The 13,986-nt window shown below is 64.3% G+C and carries 13 protein-coding genes; all 13 read left to right on the forward strand.

What is annotated here, in order from left to right:
- Positions 1–13: 13 nt before the first annotated feature.
- The 13 genes from PD284_RS12735 to nuoN all read left to right on the forward strand — a co-directional run bounded on the left by PD284_RS12735 (position 14) and on the right by nuoN (position 13,986).
- Positions 14–1,204: an NADH-quinone oxidoreductase subunit D gene (locus PD284_RS12735; protein WP_274628562.1), complete on the forward strand. Its 1,191-nt coding sequence runs from the start codon at positions 14–16 to the stop codon at positions 1,202–1,204.
- Complete coding sequence (locus tag PD284_RS12740) at positions 1,205–2,449, forward strand: NADH-quinone oxidoreductase subunit E (protein WP_274628563.1); 1,245 nt, start codon at positions 1,205–1,207, stop codon at positions 2,447–2,449. It abuts the gene before it with no gap.
- A gap of 9 nt (positions 2,450–2,458) precedes the next feature.
- Positions 2,459–3,763 (forward strand): NADH-quinone oxidoreductase subunit NuoF, encoded by a 1,305-nt coding sequence (gene nuoF / locus PD284_RS12745; protein ID WP_274628564.1) that lies wholly within the window; start codon positions 2,459–2,461, stop codon positions 3,761–3,763.
- A complete protein-coding gene (locus PD284_RS12750; RefSeq protein ID WP_274628565.1) occupies positions 3,760–4,002 on the forward strand; it encodes a hypothetical protein in 243 nt (80 codons plus the stop codon). Before nuoF ends, PD284_RS12750 begins: the two co-directional genes overlap by 4 nt.
- 75 nt (positions 4,003–4,077) lie before the next feature.
- Positions 4,078–6,159, forward strand: a complete 2,082-nt coding sequence (nuoG, locus tag PD284_RS12755) for an NADH-quinone oxidoreductase subunit NuoG (protein WP_274628566.1) — start codon at positions 4,078–4,080, stop codon at positions 6,157–6,159.
- 9 nt (positions 6,160–6,168) lie between these two features.
- On the forward strand, positions 6,169–7,212 hold the full coding sequence (gene nuoH / locus PD284_RS12760) for an NADH-quinone oxidoreductase subunit NuoH (protein WP_274628567.1): 1,044 nt from the start codon (positions 6,169–6,171) through the stop codon (positions 7,210–7,212).
- A complete protein-coding gene (locus PD284_RS12765) occupies positions 7,212–7,403 on the forward strand; it encodes a hypothetical protein (RefSeq protein WP_274628568.1) in 192 nt (63 codons plus the stop codon). The genes nuoH and PD284_RS12765 overlap by 1 nt, the downstream gene beginning before the upstream one ends.
- 2 nt (positions 7,404–7,405) lie before the next feature.
- A complete protein-coding gene (gene nuoI / locus PD284_RS12770; RefSeq protein WP_274628569.1) occupies positions 7,406–7,897 on the forward strand; it encodes an NADH-quinone oxidoreductase subunit NuoI in 492 nt (163 codons plus the stop codon).
- Positions 7,898–8,084: 187 nt separating this feature from the next.
- Positions 8,085–8,705: an NADH-quinone oxidoreductase subunit J gene (locus tag PD284_RS12775; protein WP_274628570.1), complete on the forward strand. Its 621-nt coding sequence runs from the start codon at positions 8,085–8,087 to the stop codon at positions 8,703–8,705.
- Between the two features lie 2 nt (positions 8,706–8,707).
- A complete protein-coding gene (nuoK, locus tag PD284_RS12780) occupies positions 8,708–9,016 on the forward strand; it encodes an NADH-quinone oxidoreductase subunit NuoK (RefSeq protein WP_274628571.1) in 309 nt (102 codons plus the stop codon).
- An 11-nt stretch (positions 9,017–9,027) separates the two neighbouring features.
- Positions 9,028–11,034, forward strand: coding sequence for an NADH-quinone oxidoreductase subunit L (nuoL, locus tag PD284_RS12785; RefSeq protein ID WP_274628572.1), 2,007 nt, complete (start codon positions 9,028–9,030; stop codon positions 11,032–11,034).
- Positions 11,034–12,536, forward strand: coding sequence for an NADH-quinone oxidoreductase subunit M (locus tag PD284_RS12790; RefSeq protein ID WP_274628573.1), 1,503 nt, complete (start codon positions 11,034–11,036; stop codon positions 12,534–12,536). Before nuoL ends, PD284_RS12790 begins: the two co-directional genes overlap by 1 nt.
- A gap of 13 nt (positions 12,537–12,549) precedes the next feature.
- On the forward strand, positions 12,550–13,986 hold the full coding sequence (gene nuoN, locus PD284_RS12795) for an NADH-quinone oxidoreductase subunit NuoN (RefSeq protein ID WP_274628574.1): 1,437 nt from the start codon (positions 12,550–12,552) through the stop codon (positions 13,984–13,986).

A 13,986-nucleotide genomic window follows, 5' to 3' on the forward strand; every position in this document is an offset into this window, starting at 1 on the left:
AAGGCACGTTGCAATGACCGAGCATAACGTTCGTAACTTCAACATCAATTTCGGGCCGCAGCATCCTGCTGCGCACGGCGTGCTTCGCCTCGTGCTCGAGCTCGACGGCGAGGTTGTCGACCGTGTCGATCCGCATATCGGCCTGTTGCACCGCGGCACCGAGAAGCTGATCGAGGCGAAGACCTATCTCCAGGCAATCCCCTATTTCGACCGGCTGGACTACGTCGCGCCGATGAACCAGGAGCATGCCTTCGCGCTCGCCGTGGAGCGGCTGCTGGGCATCGAAGTGCCGAAGCGCGGGCAGCTCATCCGCGTCCTCTATTCCGAGATCGGTCGCATCCTCTCGCACCTGCTCAACGTCACCACGCAGGCCATGGACGTCGGCGCGCTGACGCCGCCGCTGTGGGGCTTCGAGGAGCGCGAGAAGCTGATGGTGTTCTACGAGCGCGCCTGCGGCGCCCGCATGCATGCGGCCTACTTCCGGCCGGGCGGCGTCCATCAGGATCTGCCGGAGAAGCTGGTCGAGGATATCGGCAAGTGGATCGATCCGTTCCTGAAGACGGTGCAGGACCTCGACGACCTGCTGACGCCCAACCGCATCTTCAAGCAGCGCAACGTCGACATCGGCGTGGTCTCGCTCGAGGACGCGTGGGCCTGGGGTTTTTCGGGCGTCATGGTTCGCGGATCGGGCGCCGCGTGGGATCTGCGCAAGTCGCAGCCGTACGAGTGCTATCCCGAGATGGAATTCGACATCCCGATCGGCAAGAACGGCGACTGCTACGACCGCTACCTGATCCGCGTCGAGGAGATGCGCCAGTCGGCCAAGATCATGCGACAGTGCGTCGACAGGCTGCTGGGCAAGGAGAAGGTCGGCCCGGTTTCCAACCTCGACGGCAAGGTCGTCCCGCCGAAGCGGCAGGCGATGAAGCGGTCGATGGAAGCGCTGATCCATCACTTCAAGCTCTACACCGAAGGCTATCGCGTGCCGGCCGGCGAGGTCTATGCGGCCGTCGAGGCGCCAAAGGGCGAGTTCGGCGTTTACCTGGTCTCCGACGGGACCAACAAGCCGTACCGCTGCAAGCTGCGCGCGCCGGGCTTCGCGCACCTGCAGGCCATGGATTTCATGTGCCGCGGTCACATGCTGGCCGACGTCTCCGCCGTTCTCGGCTCCCTCGACATCGTGTTTGGTGAGGTTGACCGCTAAATGTCCGTTCGCAGACTAGCAGACGCCAGCGTCCAGCCAGCCACCTTCGCCTTCAACGCGGCGATGACTGCGCAGGCGCAGACCTGGATCGCAAAGTACCCGAAAGGCCGCGAGCAGTCGGCCGTCATTCCGCTGATGATGCTCGCACAGGAGCAGGAAGGCTGGGTGACCAAGGCCGCCATCGAGGCGATCGCCGACATGCTCGGCATGCCCTACATCCGCGCGCTCGAAGTCGCCACCTTCTACACCCAGTTCCAGCTGAAGCCGGTCGGCACCCGCGCCCACGTGCAGGTCTGCGGCACGACGCCCTGCATGCTGCGCGGCTCGGAAGCCCTGATGGACGTCTGCCGCTCGAAGATCCATCCCGAGCCGCACCACACCAATGCCGACGGCAGCCTGTCGTGGGAGGAAGTGGAATGCGCCGGCGCATGCGTGAACGCGCCGATGGTGACGATCTTCAAGGACACCTACGAGGACCTGACGCCCGAGCGTCTCGCCGAGATCATCGACGCGTTCGAGGCCGGCAAGGGGGCTTCGGTGCCCACGGGACCGCAGAACGGCCGCATGACGTCCGCTCCGCTGGCGGGCCTGACGTCGCTGACCGACGAGCGCGGCCTGATCAAGAGCGCTCACGCCCGGGAGCCCAGAACCTCGGCAGGCGCGGAGGCTACCGTGCCGCCTTCGAAGGCCGCGAAGCCGAAGACCTATGCCGCCGAGACCAACGGGACGCTGAAGACACCGTCGCCGGTAAAGTCCGACGCAGCGACCGAAAAGGCTACCAGCGCGAAGGCGCCTGCAGTGGATGCCGATAAGGCAAACAAGGCCGAGCCGGCGGTCGAAATAGTCGACAAGCAGCGCAAGGGCGCCGCGGTCAAGGCGGAGCGGGCGTCGTTCGTGGCGCCGGAAATGCTCAAGGGAAAGCCGATCGGCGCAACCGGCCAGTCCGCGTCGAAGCCATCCCTGGACGACAAGAGCCGCCCGGCCGGTATCACGCGGCCGGCAGCGGTGGACGATCTGAAGCTGATCTCCGGCGTCGGGCCGAAGATCGAGGGCATCCTCCACGAACTCGGCATCTTCACGTTCGCCCAGGTGGCGGGTTGGAAGAAGGCGGAGCGCGAGTGGGTGGACGGCTACCTGAACTTCAAGGGGCGCATCGAGCGGGACGACTGGGCCAAGCAGGCCAAGGCGCTCGCCAAGGGCGGGGTCGCCGAATACGTTCGCGTCTTCGGTAAGAAGCCGGTCTGAGGTAGGGATATGCTGCAAGATAAGGACCGCATCTTCACCAACATCTACGGTCAGTTCGACCGTTCGCTGAAGGGTGCGATGGCGCGCGGCCACTGGGATGGCACCAAGGCCATCATCGAGAAGGGCCGCGACTGGATCATCAACGAGGTGAAGGCGTCAGGCCTGCGCGGCCGCGGCGGCGCTGGCTTCCCGACCGGCCTGAAATGGTCGTTCATGCCGAAGCAGAGCGACGGCCGCCCGAGCTACCTGGTCGTCAACGCCGACGAGTCCGAGCCCGGAACCTGCAAGGATCGCGACATCCTGCGGCACGATCCTCACTCTCTGGTCGAAGGCTGCCTGATCGCCGGCTTCGCCATGGGCGCGATCGCAGCGTACATCTATGTGCGCGGCGAGTTCATGCGCGAGCGTGAGGCCCTGCAGCGGGCGATCGACGAGGCCTATGAGGCCCGCCTGATCGGCAAGAACAACAAGAACGGCTACGACCTCGACGTCTATGTCCATCACGGCGCAGGCGCCTATATCTGCGGCGAGGAGACGGCACTTCTCGAGAGCCTGGAAGGCAAGAAGGGCCAGCCTCGGTTGAAGCCGCCGTTCCCGGCCAATGTCGGCCTCTATGGCTGCCCGACGACCGTCAACAACGTCGAGTCGATCGCGGTGCCGCCGACGATCCTGCGCCGCGGCGCGGCCTGGTTCTCGTCGTTCGGACGCCCGAACAACGCCGGCACCAAGCTTTTCTGCATCTCCGGCCACGTCAACAATCCGTGCACCGTCGAGGAAGCGATGTCGATCCCGTTTCGGGAGCTGATCGACAGGCATTGCGGCGGCATCCGCGGCGGCTGGGACAACCTGCTCGCGGTGATCCCCGGCGGCTCGTCCGTGCCGCTGGTGCCTGCAGAGCAGATCATCGACGCGCCGATGGACTTCGATTCGCTCCGCGACCTGAAGTCGGGCCTCGGCACGGCAGCCGTGATCGTCATGGACAAGTCGACCGACATCGTGAAGGCGATCGCCAGGCTTGCCTATTTCTACAAGCACGAGAGCTGCGGCCAGTGCACGCCGTGCCGCGAGGGCACGGGCTGGATGTGGCGCGTCATGGAGCGCCTGGTGCGCGGCGAGGCGCAGAAGCGCGAGATCGACATGCTGCTCGACGTCACCAAGCAGGTCGAGGGTCATACGATCTGTGCCCTCGGCGATGCTGCAGCCTGGCCGATCCAGGGCCTGATCCGGCACTTCCGCCCGGAGATCGAGCGGCGCATCGACGAGTTCACCCGCAACGCCCACCGGGCAGAGCTGGATCTGGTGGCTGCGGAATGAAGGACGCGGCGGCCACATCTGCGAGCAAGCTGGCAAGTGCGGTCAATCTGACCGTGCATCCGGCTGGCGGCGCGATGGCGCTGTCTGCGCTCGGCCTGGGGCTCGCCGGTCAGGCGTTCGGGATGTGGTTCGGCGCCGTCTCCGGAGCCGCGGAGATGTCGCAGCGCTACTGGGGATCGATGCTCGAGGAGATCGTATCCAGCAGCCCCGTCCGGGGCACTTTCTACGACGGCGTCTGAGCCGACAGGGAAGACGGATCGCGCGTTGCGCGGATGAATGGAATGTGCGGCAACGCCGCGGGGTTTTGAGGCAAGATGGCTAAGCTCAAGGTCGACGGGAAAGAAATCGAGGTACCCGACCACTACACGCTGCTTCAGGCGGCGGAAGAGGCTGGCGCCGAGGTGCCGCGCTTCTGCTTCCACGAACGGCTGTCGATCGCCGGCAACTGCCGCATGTGCCTCGTCGAGGTGAAGGGCGGTCCGCCCAAGCCGCAGGCGAGCTGCGCAGTCGGCGTCAAGGACCTGCGTCCGGGCCCGAACGGCGAGCTGCCGGAGATGTTCACCAACACGCCGATGGTCAAGAAGGCCCGCGAAGGCGTGATGGAGTTCCTGCTCATCAACCATCCGCTGGATTGCCCGATCTGCGACCAGGGCGGCGAGTGCGACCTGCAGGACCAGGCGATGGCCTTCGGTCTCGACGGTTCGCGCTACAAGGAGAACAAGCGCGCGGTCGAGGACAAGTACATCGGCCCGCTGGTGAAGACGATCATGACGCGCTGCATCCATTGCACGCGCTGCGTCCGCTTCACCACTGAAGTTGCAGGCATTTCCGAGCTCGGCCTCATCGGCCGCGGCGAGGATGCCGAGATCACGACCTACCTCGAACAGGCGATGACCTCGGAGCTGCAGGGCAACGTCGTCGACCTTTGCCCGGTCGGCGCGCTGACCTCGAAGCCCTACGCTTTCCAGGCGCGTCCGTGGGAACTGAGCAAGACCGAATCCATCGACGTGATGGACGCCGTCGGCTCGGCGATCCGCGTCGATGCGCGCGGCCGCGAGGTCATGCGCATCCTGCCGCGCGTCAACGAGCAGGTGAACGAGGAGTGGATCTCCGACAAGACCCGCTACATCTGGGACGGCCTGCGCTCGCAGCGCCTCGACCGCCCTTATGTGCGTAAGAACGGTCGCCTGACGCCCGCCAGCTGGGCCGAGGCCTTCGCTGCGGTCAAGGACGCGGTGTCGCGCACGTCGGCGGACAAGATCGGCGCGATCGCCGGCGACCTGTCGGCCGTCGAGGAGATGTACGCGCTCAAGCTGTTGATGCAGTCGCTCGGCTCGCCCAATCTCGATTGCCGCCAGGATGGCGCGGCGCTCGACCCGGCGCTCGGCCGCGGCAGCTACATCTTCAATCCGACCATCGAGGGCATCGAGCAGGCGGACGCCGTGCTCATCATCGGCGCCAACCCGCGCTATGAGGCGTCGGTGCTCAACGCCCGCATCCGCAAGCGCTGGCGCGTCGGCAAATTGCCGGTCGGCGTCATCGGAGAGGTTGGCGACACGCGCTACGACTACGAGCGCCTCGGCGCCGGAACCGACACGCTGAAGGATCTCGCTGCCGGCAATGGCGCGTTCTTCGCCACCCTGCAGAACGCCAAGCACCCGCTGATCATCGTCGGCCAAGGCGCGCTCGCACGCGACGATGGCGCTGCCGTGCTGGGTCTTGCGGCGAAGCTCGCTGCGGCGACCGGTGCGGTCACCGAGGACTGGAACGGTTTTGCCGTCCTGCACACCGCTGCCGCACGCGTCGGCGGTCTCGACATCGGCTTCGTGCCGGGCGAGGGCGGCAAGGACGCGCAAGGCCTCCTCGAGGGCAGCAACGTGCTCTTCCTGCTAGGCGCCGACGAACTGGATCTCTCCAAGGCCGCCAATGCCTTCGTCGTCTACGTCGGCACCCATGGCGATGCCGGCGCCCACCGCGCCGACGTGATCCTGCCGGGATCGGCCTACACCGAGAAGTCCGGCACCTACGTCAACACCGAAGGTCGCGTCCAGATGACCAACCGCGCAGGCTTCGCCCCCGGCGATGCCCGCGAGGACTGGGCGATCCTGCGCGCGCTTTCGGACGTGCTCGGTAAGCGCCTGCCTTTCGATTCGCTGCCGGCGCTGCGCCAAAAACTCTATGCCGACTATCCGCACCTGGCCGCGATCGACCAGATCGCGCGCGGTTCGGCTGCCGACATCGCAAACGCGTCCAGGCTGACCGGCCGCCTCGGCGGCGGAGCCTTCGTCTCTGCAGTCGGCGACTTCTACCTGACCAACCCCATCGCACGCGCCTCCGCGGTGATGGCCGAGTGTTCGGCCCTTGCCAAGAATGGCTTCAAGCAGGCCGCCGAGTAGAGACCCGACATGGAAGACTTCTTTTCTGTCTACGTGCTGCCAGCGCTGATCGTACTGCTGAAGTCGGTCGTGCTGCTCGTCGTGCTGCTCATCTTCGTGGCGTACATACTTTATGCCGATCGCAAGATCTGGGCCGCGGTCCAGCTGCGTCGCGGCCCGAACGTGGTCGGCCCGTGGGGCCTGCTGCAGGCTTTCGCCGACCTCCTGAAGTTCGTCTTCAAGGAGCCGGTGATCCCATCCGGCGCCAACAAGGGCGTGTTCCTGCTCGCCCCGGTGGTGTCGGCGGTCCTCGCCATGGCCGCCTGGGCCGTCATCCCGGTCAGCGATGGGTGGGCTGTCGCCAACATCAATGTCGGCATCCTCTACGTCTTCGCCATCTCCTCGCTTGAGGTCTATGGCGTGATCATGGGCGGCTGGGCGTCGAACTCGAAGTATCCCTTCCTCGGCGCGTTGCGTTCTGCTGCGCAGATGGTGTCGTATGAAGTCTCGATCGGCTTCGTGATCATCACCGTGCTTCTCTGCGTCGGTTCGCTCAACCTGACCGACATCGTGCTGTCCCAGCAGGATGGCCTCGGCACTCGCCTCGGCCTGCCCAACAGCCTGCTCGACTGGCACTGGCTCGCCCTGTTCCCGATGTTCGTGGTGTTCTTCATCTCGGCGCTGGCTGAGACGAACCGGCCGCCCTTCGACCTGGTCGAGGCCGAGTCGGAACTCGTCGCCGGCCACATGATCGAATACTCCTCGACGCCGTTCCTGCTCTTCTTCCTGGGCGAGTACGTCGCGATCGTGCTGATGTGCGCGCTGACCACAATCCTGTTCCTCGGCGGATGGCTGCCGCCATTTGACTTCGCGCCGTTCACCTGGGTGCCGGGCGTGATCTGGTTCGTGCTCAAGGTCTGCATGGTGTTCTTCATGTTCGCCATGGTGAAGGCCTTCGTGCCGCGCTACCGCTATGACCAGCTGATGCGCCTGGGTTGGAAGGTGTTCCTGCCGATCTCGCTGGCGATGGTGGTCATCACCGCGGCCTTCCTCAAGCTGACGGGGATCTCGTGATGTCCGTCGCCGCCATCGGTGCGCTTGCCGGCCTCGTCGTCGCGGCCGCCGAATTCTGGTTCATCCGCCGGCTCTCGACCCGGGTCGAGCTGGCAGAGACCAAGCGCGTTCTGAACGTTACCGGGATCGTGCAGTTCATCCTGCTCCCGGTGGTGGGGTGGTTCGTCGCCCCGCTCATTGCTGGAGAATAGACATGACAGCGCTAGCCCAAGCCGCCAAGTCGCTGCTGCTGAAAGAATTTGTCGGCGCCTTCTTCCTGTCGATGCGCCAGTTCTTCCGGCCGAAGTACACGATCAACTATCCGCACGAGAAGGGGCCGATCAGCCCGCGCTTCCGCGGCGAACACGCGCTGCGCCGCTACCCGAACGGCGAAGAGCGCTGCATCGCCTGCAAGCTCTGCGAGGCGATCTGCCCGGCGCAGGCCATCACCATCGAGGCGGGACCGCGCCGTAACGACGGCACGCGCCGCACCGTGCGCTACGACATCGACATGGTGAAGTGCATCTATTGCGGCTTCTGCCAGGAGGCCTGCCCGGTCGACGCGATCGTCGAGGGGCCGAACTTCGAGTTCTCGACGGAGACGCGCGAGGAACTCTACTACGACAAGGAAAAGTTGCTGGCGAATGGCGACCGGTGGGAGCGCGAGATCGCGCGCAACATCGCGCTGGATTCGCCCTACAGGTAGCCGCAGGACAAACCGTTCGCCCCGTTTCGGGACGACAAGGTGTGCAGCATTCGGCTGCCGACGCAATATCGCATGGACGAACCACGACGGTCCGTCTAAGGAACGCGCGAATTCGCCAAAGGCGAAGCGCGAGGACGGACAGGCCGCAACGAACGGCCTTGGTACGAAGGGATGATCGGGTGACCCGATGCTGAGTGGACTAGGGGCGATATTCTTCTATCTGTTCGCCTTTGTTGCGATCGCGGCGGCCTTCATGGTCATTTCCGCGCGTAACCCTGTGCATTCAGTGCTTTATCTCATCCTCACCTTTTTCAACGCGGCCGCTCTGTTCCTGCTTACGGGCGCGGAGTTCCTCGCGATGATCCTGCTGGTCGTCTATGTCGGCGCGGTGGCGGTGCTCTTCCTGTTCGTGGTGATGATGCTCGACGTCGATTTCGCCGAGTTCAAGCAGGGTGCGCTTCAGTATGCGCCTGTGGGCGCGCTCGTCGGCCTGATCCTGGTTGCCGAGCTGATCGTCGTCCTAGGCGGCTATACGTTCGCGCCTGAATTGGCAGGCTCGATCGCGCTGCCGACACCGGACATCGCAACGCGTTCCAATACGGCGGCGCTGGGTGACGTGCTCTACACGGGCTACGTGTTCTACTTCCAGATCGCCGGCCTGATCCTGCTGGTGGCGATGATCGGGGCCATCGTGCTGACGCTGCGCCACAAGCCGGGCATCAAGCGTCAGAACATTCCGGCGCAGGTGGCACGCACGCCGGCGACGGCGATCGAGATCAAAAAAGTCGAGACGGGGAAGGGCATCTGACGATGGATGTCGGCATTGCACATTATCTCACCGTATCGGCGGTGCTGTTCACCCTTGGCGTGTTCGGAATCTTCCTGAACCGCAAGAACGTGATCGTGATCCTGATGTCCGTCGAGCTGATCCTGCTCGCGGTGAACCTGAACTTCGTGGCGTTCTCGGCGGCGCTCGGCGATCTCGTCGGGCAGGTGTTCGCTCTGTTCGTGCTCACCGTGGCCGCCGCAGAAGCCGCGATCGGCCTGGCGATCCTCGTCGTCTTCTTCCGTAACCGCGGTTCGATCGCGGTCGAAGACGTCAACATGATGAAGGGCTGACGGTCGATCCCATGTATCACGCAATCGTCTTCCTTCCGCTTCTCGGCTTCCTGATCGTCGGCCTGCTGGGCACGCAGCTCGGAGCCAAGGCCTCGGAATACATCACCTCCGGTTTCCTGGTGGTCTCGGCTGTCCTGTCATGGGTGGCGTTCTTCCAGGTCGGGTTCAGCGAGGTCGAAGCCTTCACGATTCCCGTGCTGCGCTTCCTCGACTCCGGCGCGCTGCAGGCGAATTGGGAACTGCGCATCGACACGCTGACGGTCGTCATGCTGGTCGTGGTCAACACGGTGTCGGCGCTCGTGCACATCTACTCGATCGGGTACATGCACCACGATCCGCACCGCCCGCGCTTCTTCGGCTATCTGTCGCTGTTCACCTTCGCCATGCTGATGCTGGTGACGTCGAACAATCTGGTGCAGATGTTCTTCGGGTGGGAGGGTGTCGGCCTGGCGTCCTACCTGCTGATCGGTTTCTGGTACAAGAAGCCGTCGGCCAACGCCGCTGCCATCAAGGCCTTCGTCGTCAACCGCGTCGGCGACTTCGGCTTCCTGCTCGGCATGTTCGGCGTCTTCGTCCTGTTCGGCTCTGTCGACTTCGGGACCATTTTCGCGAACGCAGCGACCTATCTGCCGGCTGAAGCTGCACAAGAGGGCGCGGCAGTGGCCGCCGGCGGCGACACCGTGCTCAATTTCCTCGGCTATGCGCTCGACAAGTCCGCTGCGCTGACCGTCGTCTGCCTGCTGCTCTTCATGGGCGCGATGGGCAAGTCGGCGCAGGTGCCGCTGCACACCTGGCTGCCGGACGCGATGGAAGGCCCGACGCCGGTGTCGGCCCTCATCCACGCCGCCACGATGGTGACCGCGGGCGTGTTCATGCTGGCGCGCCTGTCTCCGATCTTCGAGCACTCCGTCACGGCGCTGACGGTGGTGACCTTCATCGGCGCCTTCACCGCGATCTTCGCGGCGACGGTCGGCCTCGTGCAGAACGACATCAAGCGCGTCATCGCCTACTCGACCTGCTCGCAGCTCGGCTACATGTTCGTGGCGCTCGGCCTCGGCTTCTACTCCGCGGCGATCTTCCATCTGTTCACGCACGCCTTCTTCAAGGCGCTGCTGTTCCTCGGTTCGGGCTCGGTCATCCACGCCGTGTCCGACGAGCAGGACATGCGCAAGATGGGCGGCCTCAGGAAGCTGATCCCGGTGACCTATTGGATGATGATCATCGGCACGCTGGCGCTGACCGGCGTCGGCATCCCGGCGACGATCATCGGCACCGCCGGCTTCTTCTCCAAGGACGCCATCATCGAAGGCGCCTTCGTCGGCCACAATGCGATGGCGACGTTTGCGTTCACCATGCTCGTCGTGGCGGCGGTGTTCACGAGCTTCTATTCGTGGCGTCTGATCTTCATGACCTTCCACGGCCAGCCTCGCGCGACCGCGGACGTCATGCACCACGTCCACGAGTCGCCTCCGGTGATGCTCGTGCCGCTCGTCCTGCTCGCCATCGGCGCGCTGTTCGCCGGCGTGGTCTTCCACCACGAGTTCATCGGCGACGCCTATGCGGGCTTCTGGAAGGGAGCGCTGTTCACGCTGCCCGGCAACGAGATCCTCGACGAGTTCCACCACGTGCCGCTCTGGGTGAAGCTGGCGCCGTTCGTCGCCATGCTGGTCGGCTTCCTCGTCGCGGTGCAGTTCTACCTGCGCTCGCCGGAGACGCCGGTGCGGCTCGCCGCCCAGCACCGCGGGCTGTACCAGTTCCTCCTGAACAAGTGGTACTTCGACGAACTGTTCGACTTCCTGCTGGTCAAGCCGGCCAAGCGCCTCGGCTACTTCCTCTGGAAGAAGGGGGATGGATGGCTGATCGACGGGCTCGGACCTGACGGCATTTCAGCGCGGGTGGTCGACGTGACCAATCGCGTCGTCAAGCTGCAGACCGGCTATCTCTACCACTATGCCTTCGCCATGCTGATCGGCGTCGCTGCGCTGGTCACCTGGATGATGCTTGGGAGCTCCTTCTGATGTCGGGCGTGCCTATCCTTTCGCTCGTTACCTTTCTGCCGCTGGCCGGCGCGTTCCTGATCCTTGTGATCCGGGACGAGGGCGAGAACGCGCGCCGTAACATCCGCAGCGTGGCGCTGCTGACGACGGTGTTCACCTTCATCGTGTCGCTGTTCATCTGGACGGGTTTCGACAACGGCAATCCCGGCTTCCAGTTCGTGGAGCAGGCGGCCTGGCTCGATAGCGGCCTGAGCTACAAGATGGGCGTGGACGGCATCTCGATGCTGTTCGTGATCCTGACGACATTTCTGATGCCGCTGTGCATCCTGGCGTCGTGGGATTCGATCGACAAGCGCGTGAAGGAGTACATGATCTCCTTCCTCATCCTCGAGACGCTGATGATCGGCGTGTTCTGCGCGCTCGACATCGTGCTGTTCTACGTGTTCTTCGAGGCGGGCCTCATCCCGATGTTCATCATCATCGGCGTGTGGGGAGGCAAGCGTCGCGTCTATGCGAGTTTCAAGTTCTTCCTCTACACGCTGCTCGGCTCGGTGCTGATGCTGCTCGCCATCATGGCGATGTACTGGACGTCCGGCACGACCGATATCCCGACGCTGCTCGCCTACGACTTCCCGGCGGAACTGCAGACATGGTTGTGGCTGGCCTTCTTCGCATCCTTCGCGGTGAAGATGCCGATGTGGCCGGTGCACACCTGGCTGCCCGATGCGCACGTCGAGGCGCCGACGGCCGGGTCGGTCATCCTGGCGGGCATCCTTCTGAAGATGGGCGGCTACGGCTTCCTGCGCTTCTCGCTGCCGATGTTCCCGGACGCGTCGCTCTACTTCCAGCCGTTCGTCTTCACGCTGTCGATCGTGGCGATCATCTACACGTCGCTGGTCGCGCTGATGCAGGACGACATCAAGAAGCTGATCGCCTACTCGTCGGTCGCCCACATGGGCTACGTCACGATGGGCATTTTCGCGCTGAACGTCGAAGGCATCCAGGGCGCGATCTTCCAGATGCTGTCGCACGGCCTGGTTTCCGGCGCGTTGTTCCTCTGCGTCGGCGTCATCTACGACCGGATGCACACCCGCGAGATCGCGGCCTATGGCGGCCTGGTCAACAACATGCCGAAATACGCGGTCGCCTTCATGGTCTTCACCATGGCCAATGTCGGACTCCCCGGCACCAGCGGCTTCGTCGGCGAGTTCCTGACCCTGGTCGGAGTCTTCCAGGTCAACACATGGGTGGCGCTGTTCGCCGCCACCGGCGTCATCCTTTCCGCCGCCTACGCGCTGTGGCTCTACCGCCGCGTGGTCTTCGGGGCGCTGACCAAGGAAAACCTGAAGAGTCTGCTGGACCTCGGACCTCGCGAAAAGGCGGTGCTTTATCCGCTCGTCGTGCTGGTTATCTTCTACGGCGTCTATCCAGCCCCGGTCTTCGATGCGACGGCTGCGTCGGTCAAGGAACTGGTGAACAACGTGGCTGCTTCGGTCGCCCAGCAGTCAGCCTCGGTGAATTGAGAGAGCCTCGACCATGGATTTCAATTCGAGTCTCGTGCTGATCGCCCCTGAACTGATCATCGCCGTTGGTGCGATGGTGCTGCTGATGATCGGCGTCTATTCCGGCGAGCGGTCCAACAACACCGTGACGGGCCTCTCGGTTGCGCTGCTGATCGGCGCGGCTGCGTGGATGCTCCTGTTCGGGCAGAATGGCCCGGCGTTCGGGTCTGCGTTTGTGAGCGATCCCTTCGCACGCTTCATGAAGCTCTTGTCGTTGCTGGGCTCTGCGGTGACGCTCATCATGTCGGTGGGCTTCGCAAAGGCCGAGAAGTTCGACAAGTTCGAGTTCCCGGTGCTGATCCTGCTCTGCACGCTGGGCATGATGCTGATGATCTCGGCGAACGACATGATGTCGCTCTACCTGGGTCTCGAGCTGCAGTCGCTGGCGATCTACGTGCTGGCCGCCATCAATCGCGACAGCCTGCGTTCGACGGAAGCCGGCCTGAAGTACTTCGTGCTGGGCGCGCTGTCGTCGGGCATGCTGCTCTACGGCATTTCGCTGGTCTACGGTTACACGGGCAACACGAGCTTCGACGCGGTCGCCGCGGCGCTTTCGGGCGGCGAGCGGCAGCTCGGCCTCGTCTTCGGCTTGGTCTTCGTGCTGGCCGGATTGGCGTTCAAGATCTCTGCCGTGCCCTTCCACATGTGGACCCCCGACGTCTATGAGGGTGCGCCGACGCCGGTGACGGCCTTCCTGGCCGCTGCGCCCAAGATGGCGGCGATGGCGCTGATCGTTCGTGTGACGACCGGCGCATTCGAGCCGATCGCGGCCGACTGGCAGCAGATCGTCGTGTTCATCGCGATTGCGTCGATGGTGCTCGGCTCATTCGCGGCCATCGGCCAGAAGAACATCAAGCGGCTCATGGCGTACTCGTCGATCGGCCACATGGGCTACGCGCTGGTCGGCCTCGCGGCCAACACCGAAGCCGGCATTCGCGGCGTCGTCATCTACATGCTCATCTACCTCGTGATGACGCTCGGCACCTTCGCCTTCATCCTCGCGATGCGCCGCAAGGACGGCAATGTCGAGCAGATCAGCGACCTCGCGGGGCTCTCGGCAACCAATCCGGTGATGGCGACGATCCTGACGATCCTGATGTTCTCGCTGGCTGGCATCCCGCCGCTCGCCGGCTTCTGGGGGAAATGGTACGTGTTCCTCGCAGCGATCGACGCCAACCTCATCGCGCTCGCGGTGCTGGGCGTGCTCGCCTCGGTGGTGGGCGCCTACTACTACCTGCGCATCATCAAGATCATGTGGTTCGATGAGCCGGTCGGCGGCTTCGTGCCGATGGCGGGCGAACTGCGACTGGTTCTGGGCGCGTCGGGGGCTTTCATCCTCTTCTATATCCTGCCCTGGATCGGCGGATCGGTGAGCAGCGCCGCGTCGGCGGCCGCGAAGACGTTCTTCTGA

Origin of the sequence: Mesorhizobium shangrilense, assembly GCF_028826155.1 — a bacterium.
Taxonomy (GTDB): domain Bacteria; phylum Pseudomonadota; class Alphaproteobacteria; order Rhizobiales; family Rhizobiaceae; genus Arvimicrobium; species Arvimicrobium flavum.